The following is a 16878-nucleotide window of genomic DNA, read 5'->3' on the forward strand; positions in this document are numbered from 1 at the left end:
CAACTCTCACATCGCCCCCGGTCCGAGTCTTTCAAACCGGCCCCAACCGAAGGGCGGGTGTGTCCCGTCGGGAACTGTTCGGGTCGCTCTGTGCGATGGTGTTTCTGGTCAACCTCGCGCGGGTGGTCTTCGCACCTATCGTCCAGCCAGCGGCCGCCGATTTCGACGTGTCGGCGGCCTCGCTCGGTATCGTCACCAGCGCCGCGTGGATGGGCAGTGCGGCCCCGCGCCTGCCGACCGGCTACCTGTTGACCCGCTTCCCCCGACATCACGTCGTCGCCGCGACGGGGACGATGCTCGTCGGGACGGCTGCCTTTACCGCACTGTCGCCGTCGGTGACCCACCTGACGGTCGGTGCCTTCCTGATGGGTCTCTCCAGCGGGATGTATTTCATCGCGGGTAACCCGCTGGTGAGCGAGTTGTTCCCCGACCGGGTCGGCCGCGCCATCGGGATTCACGGCATGTCGAGTCAGGTCGCCGCCGTCGTCGCGCCGCTTGCGGTCAGCGCCATCCTGCTGGTCGGCAACTGGCGGACGTCGTTCCTCCTTATCTCGGGGATTGCAGCCGTCGTGACTGCCTTTCTGGTGTTTGCGGCCTCCCGCGCGGAACTGCCGGAGGCCGGGACGGCCGACCGGAGCCTCCTCGCTGCCGGCCGCGCCCAGTGGCCCATCATCCTCACGGGCGTCGCCTTCCTCGGGGCCGCCGGCTTCCTCTGGAACGGCCTGTTCAACCTCTATGGCGACTATCTGGAGGTCGTCAAGAACATCGACCCGGCGACGGGCCGGACGCTGCTGTCGCTGATGTTCGCCGCGGGCGTGCCGGCGTTCCTCATCACGGGTCGACTCGCCGACCGGGTGCCGAACGTCCCGCTGCTTTTGAGCATCGTCGGCGGCTTCATCGTCTGTGTCCTCCTGTTGACGCTGGCAGAGGGCGTCTACGCCGTCGCCGCAATCAGCCTCGTGTTGGGCTACGTCGTCCACTCGCTGTTTCCCGCGGTCGACACCTACATGCTGGCGTCGCTGCCGGACCGCCACCGGGCCAGCGCCTACGCGCTGTATTCCTCGATTATGATGTTCGTGCAGGCGCTCGGCTCCGGCAGCGTCGGCATCGCCGTCTCCCGCGGCGTCAGCTACACCGTCGTCTTCCGGACGCTGTCGGGGGTGCTCGTGGTCGTTCTCGGCTGCCTGTTCGTGCTCTATCGGGCCGGCTGGCTGCCGGCGGGCGGGGCGGCCCACAGGGCGGCCGGCGAAGCCGGGGCGGCACAGCAGCCGGAACGTTAACGGCACACGCAAGCGGAGGCCCGGATATGTTTACCCCCGACGAGCTGGCCGGCATCGTCGACCTCTTCGGGGCGTTGACCCGCGAGGAACTCGGCTCGGCCTGCTCGGAGTTGGCCTACCGGCGGGGCGAGGACCCGCCCGAAGACGCCGTCGAGACGGCGCTTTCGGAGTTCGCACTCGTGCGGTTCGACGCCGACGGCGACACGGACGAACTGCTCGCGCCCGGGCCGGCGGCGTTTCCGACGCTCCCGGAGGGCGCCGAGGACCTGCCGCACATCCTCGACGTCGAGACGCGGTCGGTCGACCGGGCGACGGTGGCGCGGGCGGCCGAAGAACGCCTGCGAACCGAGGCCGCGCAGGCGGTCAGCGCCGGCGATACCGAGCGGGCCGACGAACTGCTCGATATCAGCTACGATATCGAGGCGTGGGGCGGCGTCGACCTCTCGGGGGTTCGGGACCGCCTCGACGACGCGGACAACAAGACAAACTAAGAGCGCCCGGCCCGACATGCCCGACATGGACTGGGAGCGGGTGATGGCACACGAGCCGGCTGCCCTCGACGGCGAGGAACGTGATGCGGCCGTCCTCGTGCCGATTATCACCCGCGGCGACGACCATCACCTCGTGTTCACCAAGCGCGCCGACCACCTCGGTGAGCATCCGGGTCAGATGAGTTTCCCGGGCGGCGGCCGCGAACCCAGCGACGCCGACCTCGAGGCGACGGCCAAACGCGAAGCCGACGAGGAAATCGGCCTCCGGCCCGAGGAGGTGGAGGTGGTCGGCCGCCTCGACGACATTCCGACGGTCACCGACTACCGCGTCCGGCCGTTCGTCGCGCGGGTGCCGGACCGCGAATACACACCCGACGAGCGGGAGGTGGCCGAAATCGCAGTGCTGTCCCTCGATGACCTGACGGACCTCGACAACTACGAATCCGAGCGGCGGGACCACCAGCACCACGGCGCGATTCGCATCCACTTCTTCCGGGTCGACGGCTACACCGTCTGGGGCGCGACCGGCCGGATGCTCGTGCAGTTCCTCGAACTGGCGACCGACTGGGAGATGCCCGAGGAGGTCGACCGGGTGGTCGACCCCGACGCCGAGTTTCCGGTGTGAGGCGGTGTCGGCGGTTATTCGGCCGGTCCGTCCGCGCTCCCGTCGGGGGTCCCCGCGAGCAGGACCACGAGCGCCCCGACCGCGGTTAGCCCGCCGCCGACCCTGCCGACGGAGACGGCGAACGTCTCGTATCCTCGAACCGCGTTCGCGATATCGGCGAGCAGGAACACACAGAGGCCCAGTTGCATCACGATGACGAGCCGCAACACGCGTGCTGAACGGTCGAACTGTATGGAGGGCATGGCTGACGGTTCCGCGAAAACGTAGGAATCTCTTGTGGTTCCGTTAACGCGGCGACCGCGTCCGCTGACGCCCACAAAACGTGGGGTTTATCCGTTCGCTTGGTGGAATATATGATACTATGGCCAAACGAGGAAAGACCGGGAGCGCCGGCCGATTCGGCGCACGATACGGGCGTGTTGCCCGCCGCCGCGTCGCTGAAATCGAAGAGGACATGGAAGACGCGACGGTCGACGGCGACAACGTCAAGCGCGTCGGCACGGGCATCTGGGTCAACGAGGAGACCGGTGAGAAGTTCACCGGTGGCGCCTACCGACCCCAGACGCCGGCCGGCGAGACCGTCACGCGCTCCATCCGCGCGGCGCTCGGCGAAGACGAGGAATAACGACTCCCCATGAGCTACAAGTGTTCCCGCTGTAAGCGCGACGTCGAACTCGACGAGTACGGCGGCGTGCGCTGTCCGTACTGCGGCCACCGCGTCCTCCTGAAGGAGCGGAGCCGCGACATCAAGGAAGTCGACGTTCAGTAGCGTGCACACCGCCGAGTTCGTTTTCCGCTACGATACGCCCCGAGCGGCCGCGCTGGTCGCCGACGCCATCGCACAGGAGGCGGGCGAAATCGACGGCGGCCGCTCGTCGGCGACGGTCCGCCGGGAGGGCGAGGAAGTGTTCGTCGACGTCGACGCCGACGACCTCGTGGCGTTGCGGGCCGGCATGAACACCTGGAGCACGCTCGTTGAGGTGGCCGAGCGGGCCGCATCGGCCGGCGGCGCGCGGGTCTGACGGGCGTGCGGCCGCTGGCGCCGAAAGCATGGCTTTTTCAGTATTCATCCCGACGCGTAGAGTATGCAGGGTAACCTACCGCCTGAGGCCCAGGAGAAAATCGAAGAGCTCCAGGACCTTCAGGAGACGGCACAGCAGGTCGCACAGCAGAAACAGCAGGCCGAAACGCAGCTGCAGGAGTCCCGCAACGCGCTGGACACCCTCGACGACATCGAGGGCGACACCCAGATGTACCGCGAAGTCGGCGAACTCCTCATCGAGACCGGCTACGACGAGGCCTACGAGGACCTCGAAGAGAAGGTCGACAGCCTCGAAGTCCGCACCGAGACCCTCGAAAAGCAGGAAGAGCGCGTCCAAGAGCAGTTCGAGAGCCTGCAGGAAGAGCTCCAGCAGATGCTGCAGGGCGGCGCGGGCGGCGGCGGTCCGATGGGCCCCGGCGGCCCGGGCGCCGGCGGCGACTAAGCCGTGACTGACGCGGAACCGACCGACGAGGAAATCGTCGAGGCCGCCTCGGACGCCGCCGAAGGCGTCATCCTCGACCGCTACAAGCAGTCCGATGTCGAGGACATGGACGTGACCGTCCGATTCGAGGACGGCACCCTCGACGTGGACGTCTACCTCAACGCTCCCGAAGAGCCGGACCCCGCCGTCGTGGCACAAGAGGCCGTCGAGGCCGCCGAAGCCGCGGTCGACGAACTCTTCGAGGAGGCCTGAGGCCCCTTTCTTTCTATCGACGCCCGCGCCGATAGCGGCCACTGTCCTCAGCCGGCCAGCAGGAACACGAGCAGGCTAATCGCCATCGCCGCGCCGACGACGACGAGCAGGAAGGCGCCGCCGATCTGGACCATCGCGTTGGCCGTCGAGGCCAGCGTCTCGGTGCGGTCGTTGCCGAAGACGGTCACGTCGGCGTGTTCGACGGCCATCCCGGCTTCGACGGGTTCGAGGTCGTCTTTCGCCTCGTCGATGAGGTCTTCGACCAGTCCGACGAGTTCGTCGACATCGATGGCTTCGCCGACCTGATTGGTGGCGTCCATCGTGTTGACGACGTGGTTGTCGGTGGTCATCACCTCGGCCTCGTCGGCGTCGATGGCGGCCAGTAGTTCCTCGCGAAGGCCGGGTTCCATGTTGTTGCCGTCGACCAGGACGTAGGCCGTCCGCTGATCGTCGACCTCGGTAATGGCGGCCCGGACGCCGAGCGGACCGATGCCGTCTTCGGGGTCCCAGTCGGTGGGGTCCCACGCGACGCCGACCCGAAGCCGGCCGCTGTCGGCGTCGACGAGTTCCTCGCCGAGGCGGTCGGCGGCGGCCATCATGTCGAAAGAGCGCTGGGAACCGGGGACGACGTGGCCGAGGTCCTCGCCCTCCAGCCCGTTGTTGCAGTTGTGGGCGTCGACGAGCATGACGTCCCCCAGCCCCGACCCGCGGGCCTCCGAGGCCGTCGAGAGGCCGACGGCGAAATCCACGTCGTCGGCGAAGCCGGGCGCGTGGGTGGCGACGACCAGCGCGTCGTCGCCGACGGCCTGACCCAGCAGTTTCGATTCGCCCTCCTGTTCGCGGAGCGCGTGGGTCGCGTCCTCGGTGTAGTCGATGCGGTCGTGGGCTTCTTCGGCGGCGTCGACGAGCGTGTCGACTTCGCGTTCGGTGACGAGGTTGAAGTCGTGGCCGGCGGTGGCGTGTGGCGGGAAAGCCAGCCCCTCGGCGCTTCGGGCGATGCGCTCGGGGAGGTTGCCGCCGCCGATTTCGCCCATCGGGCCGGGATGAATCATCGGGAGGACGAACCGGGCCTTCTCGGTGCCGTCCTCGCCGCGGATACCCATGACGGTGACCGGGACGACGGCGTCCTCGCCCAACTGCTCGAAGAACTGTTCGAGTTCGTCGGAGCCCTCGGCGATGTGGCCGATGAAGCCGCGGATGAAATCCAGCACGGAGACGCCGAGGCTCTGTCGCCACGGGCGGTCGATTGTGATGAGAAAGACGTGGACGGCGGAGGCATAGAGGACGCAGATGGCCGCGAGGACGAGGAAGTCCTCCGGGCGGATGATGAGCAGTTCCGGCGGGGCCTCTTCCGGTTGGGCGAGATAGGCGTTCAAAAGCGGGCCGCCGACCTCCAGATACCGGAGGGTGCCGCTGTAGACGAACAGGAGCGCGGCGGTGACGACGGTCTGGATGCTCGCGGGCAGCGCCGCCACGAGCAGCGAGCGCCGGGAGATGGCCATGATGACGAACAGGCGGAACGCGAAGATGGAGGCCAGCGCGACCAACAGCGCGTCGAAGACGAACGTCTGGCCGAGGTCGGCGACCAGCGCGACGACCGCCGCCACGACGAGGAAGACGACGACGATGACCTCACAGAGCAGCGCCAAGAGCGCCGAGCGGTTGTGCGTCATCCGGCCGCCGAGCAACTGGTCGACCCACGGGGTGAGGAAGGTCGCGGCGACGGTCGGGATGCCGATATACACCAGTCCCTGATAGGCGTCGTCGAGGACGAACTGGTAATCGAAGGCGGCGACCCCGACGACCGCCGCGAGCAACAGGGCGAAAAACAGGCTGGCCGACCAGTCGGGCGCCCGGAAGACGAACCGGGACAGCGCGGCGAGGTCGCCCTGCGTCTGCGTCATTAGGCGAATGAGGGGTATGGATGCGGTTAAAAGGCTCGGGAGCGGATTCGCCGCCCGCTCCCGTCGTCCGGCGAAAGCGGATGGCGGTCAGTATTTCCGTCCGAACCACCACGATTCGGTATGGACTTCGACGTCGACGCGTGGCGCGAGGAACTGCAGTCCTACCGCGCCCAGAAGGACGACCAGTTCGCGTCCTCGCGGCAGTCGCCGCTGCCGCCCGAGGAGCGCGAGGACTTCGACGGCCTCGATTACTTCGACCCCGACCCCGACTACCGGGTCGAGGCGACCGTCGAACTCGTCGACAGCGACGAGACGGTGACGATGGAGACGACCGCCGACGGCGAACAGCTCTACGAGCGCGCCGCGCGCCTCCACTTCGAACTGGCGGACGCCAGCGGCGAAACTGACGAGCACACGCTCGTGGCCTACCAGCGCGTCGACCACGAGGGCGGGTCGCTGTTCGTCCCGTTCCGCGACAAGACGACGGGCCAGCAGACCTACCCCGGCGGTCGGTACATGGAACTGCACACGGAGGGCGCGTCGCGAAGCGACGCGAATTCGTCGAGCGGGGAGCAAAGCGACCCGCGAGACGGCGAACTGGAAGACGGCGCGACGGTCCCGCTGGATTTCAACCTCGCGTACAGCCCCTTCTGTGCCTACAGCGAGGCCTACGAGTGCCCGCTGCCGCCGCAGGAGAACTGGCTGGAGGTCGCGGTGGCCGCCGGCGAGCGCTACGAGGACTAACTTTAGTTCGCGCATCGCGTAGCGGGCGTATGCTACCCGATACGGCGTGGGAGCGGCATTCGAACCCGAAAAGCGGGTGGACGCGCCTGCTCGCGTATCCGGCGCTGATACTCGGTATTTATACCCGGAAGTGGGTCGCACTCGGAGCGACGCTGCTGTTTATAGCGATTAACCCGGTGCTGTTCTCGGCGCCCGACGAGGAGCCGGACGACTGGATGTATCGCGGCGTGCTCGCCGAACGACAGTGGAGCGAGCGCGGCAAGCCCTTCGCCGGCTTGGGGTTTCCGCAGGTGTTGAGCCTCGTCCAGAGCGTCGCCTTCCTCGCCAACATCTACGCGGCTTATAAACGAAAGCCGCTGGCGACGGCCGCGTCGACGGTGGCGACGATGGCGCTGAAACTCTGGTTCGTGAACGAACTGATACAGCGGTACGACCCGGAACTGGCGGCCGAAAGTGCGTAGTTACGGGACGACGCCGACCGTCAGTAGCGTCCCGTACTCCCGATACCGTTCGACCATGTCCTCGCGGGTCTCCCAGTCGTCGGTCGGGAACGCCTCGGCGGGCGGAATCTCGGTTTCGCGGTCCGGGATGGTGTCCTGTTCGGCGACGTGGAACCCCGCCTCGCGGAACGCCTCGCGGTACTGCTCGTAGTTCCACAGGGTCATGTCGATGGAAATCGACTCCTGCCACTCGTGGGTGTGCTCGCTTTCCTCGAAGTAGTTGACCGCACAGTAGAAGGTGCCGCCGGGGCGGATGACCCGCCGGAGTTCCTCGAGGGCGCCGACGGGGTCGGGCGCGTAGTAAAAGGCCTCCATCGAAAAGGCGTGGTCGATGCTGTCGTCGTCGAAGGGCAGCGACTGGAAATCCCCGACGACGTAGGCCACGTTGGGGTCGTCGGTGTAGGTGCGGGCGTTTCGGACCATCTCGGGGGCGCCGTCGAGGCCGTAGGCGCGGCCGGCGTTTTTCGCCTCCCGGAGGGCGCGGGCGGCGTAGCCGCTGCCACAGCCCAAATCGAGGACGGTGTCGCCTTCCTCGACGGGCATCCGCCCCAGCGCGTGCTTGGCGGTGTGCCAGTGCCGTTCTTCCATCCCCCGGTCTCGGCCCTCTGCGGCCCACGAATCGAACTCGGCGCGAACGCTCATACCGGGCGTGGGGTCGCCGCGACCAAAACCGCCACGGCTTGCCGGCCGTGCCGCGCCGAACGGTCCGCCGTCGGCCCGCGGACGGCGGCGTTTATATTCGCCGGGCGACTGGATGGGATATGGCACGGCTTCGCCGCCCGAAAGCGAACTTCCGGCTGGCCGACTCCGCCCAGCAGGTCGTCGGCGGGTTCCTGCTTGCGGGCCCGTTCGTCGTCACCGAGGAGGTGTGGGTCCTCGCGGAGGACATGACGCTCGTCCAGTCGCTGTCGACGGCGGCCATCGTCTTCGCTATCGGCTACGCCGCGCTTTATAAGGCGGCCGGCCGCGACCCCGATGACGAATCGGATATCGCCGTCGGGATTCCGACGCGCTTTGCCTCGCTGATGGTCGTCTCCTACGGGTCGGTACTGGTGCTCGCGCTCTCGTTCGGTGCGCCCGGGACGTTTCTCGAGGGGATGCCGTGGCCCGAAATCGCCTTCGTCACGGCGCGTGCGGTCGGCGTCGGCGCGGTATTCAGCGTCGTCGGCGCCGCGACCGCTGACTCGGTGTTCTGAGTTCGCCGATTTCGGCCCCGCCACAATTTAAGACCACCGCGGTCCCGTATCCGGCATGGACTACGAACTCGCCATCGAGAACGCGCCCGATTCGGTTCCGGGCGGCACCGGCATCCTTCTCATCCACCCGAGCACCGGCGAGACGGACCGGATCGACACGGAGTTTCTCAACACTGACACCGACCGGTTCCTCGTCATCTCCACGCGGACGACCGCCCGCGAGGTCCAGCAGAAACTCGAATACTACGGCGTCGACGAGGAGAAGGCCGACATCCTCGATACCCTCTCCGTAGAGCGGGGCTACTCGCGGCGCTCGTCGGACCGCGTCCACTACGTCTCCTCGCCGGACGATTTGGCGGGCATCGTCGATATCACACGCGAGTTCCTGGCGGACCACGAGGGCAAGCGGCGCATCAGCCTCGATTCCGTGACGGAGATGGCCTACTACGCCGACGAGGACCGCGCCCTCGAAGCCGTCGAGGAACTGCTGGAACTGCTCGAAACCCACGACGCCGTCGGCCTGTTCCACCTCTCCGAGGAGGTCCACGACGCCGAGGACGTCGCCCGGTTCAAGGACCGCTTCGACGCCATCATCTACCTCGACGAGGACGGCACCATCGAGACCGACTTCTAATCCGAGAGGACGTCTTCGGCCGCCGCAAGGGCGCGCCGCTGCCCCTCGACGAGATGTGTGAAGTCGGCGCCCGCGACCATGTAATCGAAGCCGAGCGAGCCGAGGGCTTCGATTTGCTCGGGCGTCGTCCCCAGCGTCCCGACGGGGACGCCGGCATCCTCGGCGGCGTCGACGGTCGCCTCGATGGCCGCGAGGAACTCCGCGTCGGTCCACTCGGCAAACCGACCGAGGGAAGCCGAGAGGTCCGCGGGCCCGACGAAGAGGGCGTCGACACCCTCGACCGCCGCGATGTCAGCGGCGTTGTCGACGGCCTCGCCGGATTCTATCTGGACGATAACCGAGAGGCTGCGGTGGCCTTCGCGGACGTAGTTCTCGAAGGTGCGGCCGTAATCGGCGGCGCGAGCGGCGGCGACGCCGCGGCCTCCCTCGGGCGGATAGCGGGTCGCCTCGACGGCCGCCTGTGCCTCCTCGGCGGTGTCGACCATCGGCACGAGCAGGCCATCGGCGCCGACGTCCAGCAGGCGCTTGATGCGTACCGGGTCGTTCGACGGCACCCGAACGACGGCGTTACCGTCGGCGGCCTCGACGCCGCGAACGCAGTCGGCGACCGATTCGAGGCCGAGCGGCGTGTGTTCGGTGTCAACGACGACGAAATCGAAGCCGCCACCCGCGGCGATTTCCGCGACGGCGGGGTCCGAAAGCGAGGTCCACGTTCCGACGGTTCCGAAGAGGTCGTCCATGCGCGGGAACGCGTCTGCCAGCGACAAAACCCTGCGGGATTGGGAAACGCCCCGAGCGCAGTCCTTTTGCCGCGGAAACGCGTGGTTTCGTGTATGAGCGATTTCGACCGCGAAGCCGAACGCGAGAAGCTTCGCGAGAAATACGAGGAAGACAAGGAGAAACGGCAGGCCTCCGAGCGGATGAGCGAACTCCTCCTGCAGGGGGCGACGATGACGAACCGTCACTGCAAGGAGTGTCACTCGCCGGTCTTCCGCTACGAAGGCGACGAGTTCTGCCCGACCTGCCAGCAGGTCGTCGACGAGAACGGCAACTTCGTCGGTCCCGCGGCCGACCAAGGTCAGGCCCAGACCGAAGACCAACAGCAGGCCGCCGCCAACGGCCAGCAGCCGACCGCCGAGGAAGCCGGCACGGAGCCGGTCGAACAGGCCGAACGGACCCCGGCGGAGACGACCGAGACAGCGGAACCGACGGAACGCGCCGTGTCCGACCAACGCGCCGACGAGCGGGCGACCGAGACCAAATCTCAGGAGACACAGCAGCCCGCAGACTCCACCGAGAACCGACCCGCTCCGGCTCGGGACCGCCGACCCGCCCGCGTCGACCCGCCGGCGCGTCGGGAGGCGCCCGCCGACGAGTCGGCCGGCCGCGAAGCGCGTGCTGGCGGCGACCTCGGCGAAGCCGAAGCCGCGCTCGTCCGCGAGATTACGGCACTGACCCGGCAGGCCGAGGAGACGCGGGACATCGGGCGCAAACGCGACCTCTTTGCGGCCGCTCGCGAGGCGGCCGACACCCTCCAGACCGTCCGACGGCTCTGAACTGCGGGCCTTTTCCCCGCCGGAAAGGCGTCGAATCACAACGCTATTGAAGGGCCTTGACTAACGCACGCATATGGTTACGACAGTGGGTATCGTCGGCGGGGCGGTGCTGACGCTCGTCGCGGTCGTCCTGCATCTCTCGGAGGGGTCCGAGTGGCAGCCCCGCGAGGACATCTCACAGGACGTCCTCGAAAAGCGGGCCGAGACGGTCCCCGAGACGGAGTTCCCCGAACCCAGCAACCGCACCATCGGCGGTGGCGGCGCTGCGGCCGCGGCGGTCGGCGCCGGTGACGGCGAGGCCGAAGGCGAACTCGCCGAGGAAGAAGAGGACGCCGGCCCGGCGGCTATCCCCGACGACGAAGCCGAAACCTACGAAATCGAGTACGTCAAGGAAGGCGCGACCATCGAGGTCAAGGAAAACGAGACGCTTCTGGAAGCCGGCGAAGAGGAAGGCTGGGACCTGCCCTACGCCTGCCGTGAAGGCCAGTGTATCTCCTGTGCCGGCCACATCGCCGACGGCGGCAACAGCGAGGACTACGTCGAACACCACACCAACCAGATGCTCGGCGAGCCCGAACTCGACGACGGCTACACGCTGACCTGCGTCGCCTATCCGACCGACAGCTTCTCGCTGGAAACCGGCGAATCGCCGTAACGATTCGGCCGTTTCTTCTCTCGGTTCTCTTTCGTTTCGGACGCTATTCGACGAGCGGCACCGACGGGTCTTCGACGTCTACTTCTTCGGTCAGATCCTCGAAGTCGTCGACCGGTCCCCTGACGAACATCGCATGGCCCATGAACACGAGCGAAACCGCTCCGAGCGAGACGATAGCAGCGGCATCGCGACGCTGGTCAGCGCTCCCACGGCACCGCCAACGGCCAGCGAGAGGATGGTGGCGGCCAACACCAACTCGTAGTACTGTAACGTGTAGCCCATGCCCGGAATTGGTCGCCGTCTTGGATTACCTCCGGGGTGTGTCGCAACCGTTAAACGGCCGTCCGGGCTATCGGTCGATAGGAGCCCGTAGCTCAGTGGACAGAGTGCTTGGTTCCGGACCAAGATGTCGCGGGTTCAAATCCCGTCGGGCTCGTTTCATTCCGGAACGAACTAGAACCAACAGCTGACAGAGCGGCGTCTCTACTCTCGATTCGAAGCGGTAAACTCAGGAGTCTTCACCACTCAACGCGTCTTCCGTTTCGATTTCATCGATGCGGTCCTGCAGTTCTTCGACGGCCTGTTCGTCGACGGTTCCCCAGTAGGCGACGATGACGATGGAGATGAGAAACACGATTCCCCAGCCCAGCGTTTCGTAGGCATTCCGTTCGGATGGGGTACGCCCTTCCGTTTGTGCTGAGAAGGGGACCCTGATGGTTGGACTACTGGGGTCGCTCGTTCTCGTGGTCGTCGCGACCCTCGTCATCTGGAAAGGAAGCGAACACTTCGCGCGGGCGGCGCAGCGACTCAGCAAGTACTACGGCCTGCCGGTCGCCGTCCACGGCGCGGTCGTCGTCGCTGTCGGGTCCAGTTTCCCCGAAATCAGTTCTATCGTCATCAGTACCGTCGTCCACGGCGAGTTCTCCCTCGGCGTCGGGGCCATCGTCGGCAGCGCAATCTTCAATCTGCTCGTGATTCCGGCCCTCTCGGCGCTTTCCAGCGAGAAGTTGGGGGCGACCCGCAATCTCGTCCACAAGGACGCCCAGTTTTACATCATCAGCGTGCTCGTCCTGTTCATCGTCTTCGCGCTCGGGGCGACGTACGTCCCGGGGGGCACGAACAGCGCCGCCATCCTGACGCCACCGCTGGCCATCCTGCCGCTTGCCACGTACGGCATCTACATCTTCCTCCACCAGCAGGACGCCAGCGACCATGTCGCCGCCGAGTCGGTCGACGTTTCGCCCCTCCGGGAGTTCGGCACCCTGTCGGTGGCGCTGCTGGTCATCGCCGTCGGCGTGGAGGGTATCGTTCGGGCCGCCCTCTCGCTCGGCGGAATATTCGGCATCGAGAGCTTCCTGTTGGGTCTCACCGTCATCGCGGCGGGGACGAGCCTTCCCGATGCGTTCGTCAGCGTCCGGGCCGCCCAGAACGATGACAGCGTAACCAGCCTCACGAACGTCCTCGGGAGCAATATCTTCAACCTCCTGGTCGCCATCCCCGTCGGCGTCCTCCTGGCGGGGTCGGCGACCATCAACTTCCTCGTGGCGATTCCGACGATGGGCTTTCTCGCCTTCGCCACGCTCGTTTTCGTCATCTTCACCCGCACCGACCTCGAATTGACCGACCTCGAGGCCTACGGCTTTCTGGGGCTGTACGTCCTGTTTCTCGTCTGGATGGTGCTCGAATCGTTCGGCCTCATAGATACCGTCAGAGGGATTTAGGCACCTGCCACTCGTCTAACGCCGTTCCAGTGGCTCTTTCAGCGCCCACACGTCCTCGTTCGGGTCCAGATTACTCGGCTCCGAGCCCCGTTCGGTCAGAATGCCGGCGTGATAGAGCATGGCCTTGAGCTGGAAGACGGCCGGCGAGTGGTAGACGCTTCCGTCGTCGAGTTCGGTCCGCTGGAGGTTGCCGTCGGCGTCCAGCACTCGTGAGCGGGCGTCGTCGGTTCCGCGAACGAACAACTCGACGGTGAATGTGGGATGCTGGACGTGGAGCCACTCGACGAACTCCGGAAGCGTTGGTTCGGCGATGCCGTCCTCGTGCATCGTCTGGAGTTCGTTCACCAGTAGTTTCGTCGCGGGATACGCCCAGACGACGCGTCTGGCAAGCAGGCCCCACTCGGGGGCGATATCGACGAAGCGTTTCCGCGACCGTTGCCAGTCCTCGAAGCCGGCCAGCGCGGCTTCGACGGAGCCGTAGCGGTCCAGCGCGAACCGGACGACTTCCTCGCCGAGCGGTGTCAGTTCGTTGCGGGCCGGCCCCTGTTCGATGAGGCCGAGGAAGGCGGCGCCGCGTCGAGCGTCCTCGACCGCACGAACGACGTGTTCGGCGAGGACGGCGTCGGTGTCGTCGGGATGGTAACACGCGAGGGGATAGGCGAGGTAGTTCTTCGGGTGGTTGAGGCCGAACGACTTGTCGGCGACGCCCTGTGCGGTCGCCTGAAACCGGATGGCGCTGGCGTCGTCGGAGGTGTTGGTGCCGACGATGCGGGGGACTTCGTAGGGGTCGACGGTCCCGGACGGGTCGACGCCGAGGACGCCGACGTTCAACTCGCAGGCGAGCGTGCGGTCGGTCTCGGAGATGGCGTCGGCGGGCGCGGCGACGTAGGCGGCGTTGGCCTCGTGGAGGCGGTCGTAGGCCTGTAACACGCCGCGTTCGACGTCGGCGGTACCCTCGCCGGTGTGGCCCTTCGCTTCGATGGCGACCAGCGGCGGATGGTCGCCGAACCGCTCGACCGCGAGGAGGTCCGAATCGAGGCTGCGAACGCCGACGAGGTCGGGGTAGCCGGAGCCGAGTCGGACGTGGTTGAACGGCGCGAGGCGGTCCCGGACCGCCTCGGGAATCCGGCGGCCCCGAAGCCACTCGTCGGTCGCGAACTGGGTGTCACAGACGGCGTAGGCCGCCCGGTCGTCGGAATCGGGAAAGAGCCGCCCCTTCGCGTGGGCGAGGACCTGCGGTTCCGTGAGTGCGGCGCTGGCCATGCGCTGTCCTCCGCGCCCGGGCTCATGAACCTTCGGCGAGCGCCGACACGTCGGTCGCCATGTATGACCGGGCATGGGCGCCCGCTTTTCGACGAGGGCGGTCGATGCTCGATGGGTCGGTGTTTCGAGCAGGGATAAACGATTGGGCTTTTCAGCCTCCGAAACCGGCCGAACGACTATTTGTATACAGGCAGTAGGCGTGTCAACGGGGACGCATATGACGAACGATACACCAACCGTGCTGGTCGTCGACGACGAGCGGGACCTCGCCGACCTGTACGCGGCGTGGCTGTCCGAACGGTACGACGTTCGGACGGCCTACGGGGGTGAGGACGCCATCGACGTCGTCTCCGAGGACGTCGACGTGGCGCTGATCGACCGCCTGATGCCGCGGGTCTCGGGAGACGAGGTGCTCGACCACATCCGCTCGAAGAGCTACGATTGTCGCGTCTCGATGGTGACGGCCGTCGAGCCGGATTTCGATATCATCGAACTCGGCTTCGACGAGTACATCGTCAAGCCGATTCGGCAGGACGACCTGATCGATATCGTCGAGTCGCTGCAATCCCGCTCGGAGTACGACCGCCAGTTGCAGGAGTTCTTCGCGCTGGCGTCGAAGCGGGCGGCCCTCCAGACGCAGAAAAACGCCCACGAACTCTCCGAAAGCGAGGCCTACGCCGACCTTTCCGAGCAGATCGAGGAGATGCGTTCGGAACTGGATGCGACGACCGACGAACTCTCCGAGCGTGACTTCGAGGTCGAACTGCGGCGGTTGAGCGTCGATAACTCGACTTAGCGAATCGTATTCTCCAGCGTCCCGAGTCCGTCGACGGTCAAGCGGACGGTGTCACCCGAATCGAGGAAGCGTCCCAACTCGAGCCCACAGCCTTCGCCGACGGTGCCGCTTCCCAACACGTCGCCCGGATGGAGCGGTTCACTCTGTGAGACGCGTTCGATGATGTCCGCGAAGGAGTGGTACATCTCGCCAGCGGTGCCTTCCGACCACGTCTCGCCGTTGACCTCGGCGGTCATCTCGGCGGTTTCGAGGTCGAACTCGTCGGGCGTGACGAGATACGGCCCCAGCGCGCTGGCGAAGTCCTTGCCCTTGGCGGGGCCGAGCCGACCCTGCATCTCCTCTAACTGGATGTCGCGGGCGCTGAAATCGTCGAGAATGGTGTAGCCGGCGATGTAGTCGTCGGCCTTGTCGGCGTCGATGTTCTCGCCGTGTTTGCCGATGACGGCGGCGATTTCTAACTCGTAGTCGGCCTGCTCGGAGTAGTCGGGCCACGGTACCTCGTCGCCGGGGCCGACGACCGTGTCGGCGTTGCCCTTGTAGTAGACGGGCATCTCGTACCAGACGTCCGGCGGGTCGCCGCCGAGGCTGTTGCGGACGTGTTCCTCGAAGGCCATGAAATCCCGCAGGGAGTTGGGCCGCGGCAGCGGCGAACGGAGTCGAACGTCCTCGCGCTCGAAGCGGAGGCGGCCTCCGGTCGGCCCCCGCTCGTCGTCGGTCCGCCGGGCGTACTCGAGGGCGTCCTTTGCGGCGTTCATCGCCCGCTCGCCACGCGAGAGGAAGGCGTTCATCTCCGGCGGCGCGTGGGCCTCGGCGACCGGCACCGGGTCGGCCTCGCCGTTGGCCTCCAGCATCCCCGCATAGGCCGTCGTTACGTCCACCAGCGCGCCGTGTTCGTCTCGGACGCCGACCCGGCGCTTCGGGCCGACCGGCGTCTCGACTTCGAAGGTGGCAAGTTTCATGTCGCACCCCCCTCCGCGTCGTCGGCCGCATCGTCTTCGATAACGGCGACCGGTCGGACCCACCCGGCGCTGCCGTCTTCCACAACGATGGGGAAGGCGACGAGGGGAATGTTCGTCTTCCGCGGCAACGCATCGAGGTTCGCCATCTTCTCGATCTGGCAGTACTCCTTCTCGCGGCCCGCGAGGTGGGCCGGCCACAGTTCCTCGCTGTCGCCCGTCTCCTCGAAGCGAGCGCCCATCTCGAGGAACGGCTTGTCGAAGCCGTAGGCGTCGGTGCCGATGACCTTGATGCCCTGCTCGACGAGCCATGTCGTCGCCTCGCTTCCCATCCCCGGGAAGTCGGTCAGATACGCCGCCTCTCCCCACAACTCGTCGGCGCCGGTCTGGATGAGGACGATTTCGCCCTCCGAGAGGTCGTGATTCAGGTCGTCGAGGGCCTCCTGCAAATCGTCGACGCCGATTTCGGCGCCGGCATCGAGGTGGCGCATATCGAGCACGACGGCCTCGCCGAGGCCCCACTCCAGCGGCACCTCGTCGATGGTGCGGGCGGGCTCCCCCTCGCTTTCGGCGCCGTAGTGATACGGCGCGTCCATGTGGGTCGCGGTGTGGGTGATGGCGGTGATTTCCTCCCAGGCCAGCGCGGTGCCGTCCGGGAAGTCGTCGGCTTCGACGTCCTTGCCCATCGCCTGCAGGTTCTGAGCGAGCCATTCGGCGCCCTCGCGGTGGTCCATCCGGTCGATGCTCGCGGGGTCCGGTTCGCTCGCGGCCCCGTCCTCGATGCCGACCGAGAGGTCGATGAGTGTGGCATCCTGGAACAT

Annotated in this window: 24 protein-coding genes and 1 tRNA gene; 17 read left to right on the plus strand and 8 right to left on the minus strand. The window is 66.7% G+C overall.

Annotated features, from left to right (window positions below; genetic code table 11):
- Window positions 1-59: 59 nt before the first annotated feature.
- The 3 genes from HWV23_RS11390 to HWV23_RS11400 are packed head-to-tail and all read left to right on the plus strand — an operon-like array spanning window position 60 to window position 2396.
- Window positions 60-1280: an MFS transporter gene (locus HWV23_RS11390; protein WP_178290521.1), complete on the plus strand. Its 1221-nt coding sequence runs from the start codon at window positions 60-62 to the stop codon at window positions 1278-1280.
- A gap of 26 nt (window positions 1281-1306) precedes the next feature.
- Window positions 1307-1771 carry a DUF7109 family protein gene (locus tag HWV23_RS11395; RefSeq protein ID WP_178290522.1) on the plus strand — a complete coding sequence of 155 codons (465 nt, stop codon included), beginning with the start codon at window positions 1307-1309 and terminating at the stop codon, window positions 1769-1771.
- 25 nt (window positions 1772-1796) lie between these two features.
- Window positions 1797-2396, plus strand: a complete 600-nt coding sequence (locus HWV23_RS11400; protein WP_178291662.1) for an NUDIX hydrolase — start codon at window positions 1797-1799, stop codon at window positions 2394-2396.
- Between the two features lie 14 nt (window positions 2397-2410).
- Here the strand turns inward: HWV23_RS11400 and HWV23_RS11405 are convergent, their stop codons facing one another.
- A complete protein-coding gene (locus tag HWV23_RS11405) occupies window positions 2411-2638 on the minus strand; it encodes a hypothetical protein (RefSeq protein WP_178290523.1) in 228 nt (75 codons plus the stop codon).
- A gap of 119 nt (window positions 2639-2757) precedes the next feature.
- Between HWV23_RS11405 and HWV23_RS11410 the strand changes: the two genes are divergently transcribed.
- The 5 genes from HWV23_RS11410 to HWV23_RS11430 all read left to right on the plus strand — a co-directional run bounded on the left by HWV23_RS11410 (window position 2758) and on the right by HWV23_RS11430 (window position 4132).
- Window positions 2758-3021 carry a 50S ribosomal protein L37ae gene (locus tag HWV23_RS11410; protein ID WP_178290524.1) on the plus strand — a complete coding sequence of 88 codons (264 nt, stop codon included), beginning with the start codon at window positions 2758-2760 and terminating at the stop codon, window positions 3019-3021.
- 9 nt (window positions 3022-3030) lie between these two features.
- Window positions 3031-3165 (plus strand): DNA-directed RNA polymerase subunit P, encoded by a 135-nt coding sequence (locus tag HWV23_RS11415; protein WP_015408900.1) that lies wholly within the window; start codon window positions 3031-3033, stop codon window positions 3163-3165.
- 1 nt (window position 3166) lies between these two features.
- On the plus strand, window positions 3167-3418 hold the full coding sequence (locus tag HWV23_RS11420) for a KEOPS complex subunit Pcc1 (RefSeq protein ID WP_178290525.1): 252 nt from the start codon (window positions 3167-3169) through the stop codon (window positions 3416-3418).
- A 63-nt stretch (window positions 3419-3481) separates the two neighbouring features.
- Window positions 3482-3880 (plus strand): prefoldin subunit beta, encoded by a 399-nt coding sequence (locus HWV23_RS11425; RefSeq protein ID WP_178290526.1) that lies wholly within the window; start codon window positions 3482-3484, stop codon window positions 3878-3880.
- 3 nt (window positions 3881-3883) lie between these two features.
- Window positions 3884-4132, plus strand: a complete 249-nt coding sequence (locus HWV23_RS11430; protein WP_178290527.1) for a DUF3194 domain-containing protein — start codon at window positions 3884-3886, stop codon at window positions 4130-4132.
- A gap of 47 nt (window positions 4133-4179) precedes the next feature.
- Here the strand turns inward: HWV23_RS11430 and HWV23_RS11435 are convergent, their stop codons facing one another.
- Window positions 4180-6036: a DUF2070 family protein gene (locus HWV23_RS11435; protein ID WP_178290528.1), complete on the minus strand. Its 1857-nt coding sequence runs from the start codon at window positions 6034-6036 to the stop codon at window positions 4180-4182.
- A 120-nt stretch (window positions 6037-6156) separates the two neighbouring features.
- Here HWV23_RS11435 and HWV23_RS11440 point away from each other — a divergent pair, with 120 nt between their 5' ends.
- Together HWV23_RS11440 and HWV23_RS11445 are read left to right on the plus strand one after the other, a co-directional pair.
- A complete protein-coding gene (locus tag HWV23_RS11440; RefSeq protein WP_178290529.1) occupies window positions 6157-6780 on the plus strand; it encodes a DUF1684 domain-containing protein in 624 nt (207 codons plus the stop codon).
- Window positions 6781-6809: 29 nt separating this feature from the next.
- Window positions 6810-7241: a DUF6653 family protein gene (locus HWV23_RS11445; RefSeq protein ID WP_178290530.1), complete on the plus strand. Its 432-nt coding sequence runs from the start codon at window positions 6810-6812 to the stop codon at window positions 7239-7241.
- Here HWV23_RS11445 and HWV23_RS11450 read toward each other — a convergent pair whose 3' ends face one another.
- Window positions 7242-7922, minus strand: coding sequence for a class I SAM-dependent methyltransferase (locus HWV23_RS11450; protein ID WP_178290531.1), 681 nt, complete (start codon window positions 7920-7922; stop codon window positions 7242-7244).
- 119 nt (window positions 7923-8041) lie between these two features.
- On the opposite strand from HWV23_RS11450, the gene HWV23_RS11455 reads away from it, so the two are divergent.
- Entirely contained in the window at window positions 8042-8476 is a 435-nt protein-coding gene (locus tag HWV23_RS11455; protein ID WP_178290532.1) for a DUF2391 family protein, read from the plus strand.
- Window positions 8477-8531: 55 nt separating this feature from the next.
- Window positions 8532-9110: a DUF7090 family protein gene (locus HWV23_RS11460; RefSeq protein WP_178290533.1), complete on the plus strand. Its 579-nt coding sequence runs from the start codon at window positions 8532-8534 to the stop codon at window positions 9108-9110.
- Here the strand turns inward: HWV23_RS11460 and HWV23_RS11465 are convergent.
- On the minus strand, window positions 9107-9850 hold the full coding sequence (locus HWV23_RS11465; RefSeq protein WP_178290534.1) for an HpcH/HpaI aldolase family protein: 744 nt from the start codon (window positions 9848-9850) through the stop codon (window positions 9107-9109). The two genes, HWV23_RS11460 and HWV23_RS11465, sit on opposite strands and share 4 nt — an antisense overlap.
- 93 nt (window positions 9851-9943) lie before the next feature.
- On the opposite strand from HWV23_RS11465, the gene HWV23_RS11470 reads away from it, so the two are divergent.
- From HWV23_RS11470 to HWV23_RS11485, 3 genes are all read left to right on the plus strand, one after another.
- Window positions 9944-10666 (plus strand): Sjogren's syndrome/scleroderma autoantigen 1 family protein, encoded by a 723-nt coding sequence (locus HWV23_RS11470; RefSeq protein ID WP_178290535.1) that lies wholly within the window; start codon window positions 9944-9946, stop codon window positions 10664-10666.
- Window positions 10667-10739: 73 nt separating this feature from the next.
- Window positions 10740-11321, plus strand: coding sequence for a 2Fe-2S iron-sulfur cluster-binding protein (locus tag HWV23_RS11475; protein ID WP_178290536.1), 582 nt, complete (start codon window positions 10740-10742; stop codon window positions 11319-11321).
- A 363-nt stretch (window positions 11322-11684) separates the two neighbouring features.
- Window positions 11685-11757, plus strand: a tRNA-Arg gene (locus HWV23_RS11485).
- Between the two features lie 72 nt (window positions 11758-11829).
- Here the strand turns inward: HWV23_RS11485 and HWV23_RS17205 are convergent.
- Window positions 11830-11955 (minus strand): hypothetical protein, encoded by a 126-nt coding sequence (locus HWV23_RS17205; protein WP_281362659.1) that lies wholly within the window; start codon window positions 11953-11955, stop codon window positions 11830-11832.
- A gap of 79 nt (window positions 11956-12034) precedes the next feature.
- Here HWV23_RS17205 and HWV23_RS11490 point away from each other — a divergent pair, with 79 nt between their 5' ends.
- The gene (locus tag HWV23_RS11490; protein WP_178290537.1) at window positions 12035-13042 is read left to right on the plus strand and encodes a sodium:calcium antiporter; all 1008 of its coding nucleotides are present in this window, start codon (window positions 12035-12037) and stop codon (window positions 13040-13042) included.
- Between the two features lie 15 nt (window positions 13043-13057).
- Here the strand turns inward: HWV23_RS11490 and HWV23_RS11495 are convergent, their stop codons facing one another.
- Window positions 13058-14305 carry a hypothetical protein gene (locus HWV23_RS11495; protein ID WP_178290538.1) on the minus strand — a complete coding sequence of 416 codons (1248 nt, stop codon included), beginning with the start codon at window positions 14303-14305 and terminating at the stop codon, window positions 13058-13060.
- A gap of 217 nt (window positions 14306-14522) precedes the next feature.
- Here HWV23_RS11495 and HWV23_RS11500 point away from each other — a divergent pair, with 217 nt between their 5' ends.
- A complete protein-coding gene (locus HWV23_RS11500) occupies window positions 14523-15101 on the plus strand; it encodes a HalX domain-containing protein (protein ID WP_178290539.1) in 579 nt (192 codons plus the stop codon).
- On the opposite strand, the gene HWV23_RS11505 is transcribed toward HWV23_RS11500, so the two are convergent.
- Both HWV23_RS11505 and HWV23_RS11510 read right to left on the minus strand, forming a co-directional pair.
- A complete protein-coding gene (locus HWV23_RS11505; protein WP_178290540.1) occupies window positions 15098-16060 on the minus strand; it encodes a fumarylacetoacetate hydrolase family protein in 963 nt (320 codons plus the stop codon). The genes HWV23_RS11500 and HWV23_RS11505 overlap by 4 nt on opposite strands.
- A complete protein-coding gene (locus HWV23_RS11510) occupies window positions 16057-16878 on the minus strand; it encodes a cyclase family protein (protein WP_178290541.1) in 822 nt (273 codons plus the stop codon). The genes HWV23_RS11505 and HWV23_RS11510 overlap by 4 nt, the downstream gene beginning before the upstream one ends.

The sequence above is a fragment of the Natronomonas halophila genome, from assembly GCF_013391085.1.
Taxonomy (GTDB): domain Archaea; phylum Halobacteriota; class Halobacteria; order Halobacteriales; family Haloarculaceae; genus Natronomonas; species Natronomonas halophila.

Coding starts and splice junctions, on each gene's coding strand:
- HWV23_RS11510 (WP_178290541.1), bottom strand. CDS start 16,878: ATGTTCCAGGATGCCACACTCATCGACCTCTCGGTCGGCATCGAGGAC.
- HWV23_RS11400 (WP_178291662.1), top strand. CDS start 1,797: ATGGACTGGGAGCGGGTGATGGCACACGAGCCGGCTGCCCTCGACGGC.
- HWV23_RS11500 (WP_178290539.1), top strand. CDS start 14,523: ATGACGAACGATACACCAACCGTGCTGGTCGTCGACGACGAGCGGGAC.
- HWV23_RS11460 (WP_178290533.1), top strand. CDS start 8,532: ATGGACTACGAACTCGCCATCGAGAACGCGCCCGATTCGGTTCCGGGC.
- HWV23_RS11455 (WP_178290532.1), top strand. CDS start 8,042: ATGGCACGGCTTCGCCGCCCGAAAGCGAACTTCCGGCTGGCCGACTCC.
- HWV23_RS11445 (WP_178290530.1), top strand. CDS start 6,810: ATGCTACCCGATACGGCGTGGGAGCGGCATTCGAACCCGAAAAGCGGG.
- HWV23_RS11425 (WP_178290526.1), top strand. CDS start 3,482: ATGCAGGGTAACCTACCGCCTGAGGCCCAGGAGAAAATCGAAGAGCTC.
- HWV23_RS11415 (WP_015408900.1), top strand. CDS start 3,031: ATGAGCTACAAGTGTTCCCGCTGTAAGCGCGACGTCGAACTCGACGAG.
- HWV23_RS11470 (WP_178290535.1), top strand. CDS start 9,944: ATGAGCGATTTCGACCGCGAAGCCGAACGCGAGAAGCTTCGCGAGAAA.
- HWV23_RS11440 (WP_178290529.1), top strand. CDS start 6,157: ATGGACTTCGACGTCGACGCGTGGCGCGAGGAACTGCAGTCCTACCGC.
- HWV23_RS11435 (WP_178290528.1), bottom strand. CDS start 6,036: ATGACGCAGACGCAGGGCGACCTCGCCGCGCTGTCCCGGTTCGTCTTC.
- HWV23_RS11405 (WP_178290523.1), bottom strand. CDS start 2,638: ATGCCCTCCATACAGTTCGACCGTTCAGCACGCGTGTTGCGGCTCGTC.
- HWV23_RS11465 (WP_178290534.1), bottom strand. CDS start 9,850: ATGGACGACCTCTTCGGAACCGTCGGAACGTGGACCTCGCTTTCGGAC.
- HWV23_RS11505 (WP_178290540.1), bottom strand. CDS start 16,060: ATGAAACTTGCCACCTTCGAAGTCGAGACGCCGGTCGGCCCGAAGCGC.
- HWV23_RS11490 (WP_178290537.1), top strand. CDS start 12,035: ATGGTTGGACTACTGGGGTCGCTCGTTCTCGTGGTCGTCGCGACCCTC.
- HWV23_RS11450 (WP_178290531.1), bottom strand. CDS start 7,922: ATGAGCGTTCGCGCCGAGTTCGATTCGTGGGCCGCAGAGGGCCGAGAC.
- HWV23_RS11495 (WP_178290538.1), bottom strand. CDS start 14,305: ATGGCCAGCGCCGCACTCACGGAACCGCAGGTCCTCGCCCACGCGAAG.
- HWV23_RS11475 (WP_178290536.1), top strand. CDS start 10,740: ATGGTTACGACAGTGGGTATCGTCGGCGGGGCGGTGCTGACGCTCGTC.
- HWV23_RS11395 (WP_178290522.1), top strand. CDS start 1,307: ATGTTTACCCCCGACGAGCTGGCCGGCATCGTCGACCTCTTCGGGGCG.
- HWV23_RS11410 (WP_178290524.1), top strand. CDS start 2,758: ATGGCCAAACGAGGAAAGACCGGGAGCGCCGGCCGATTCGGCGCACGA.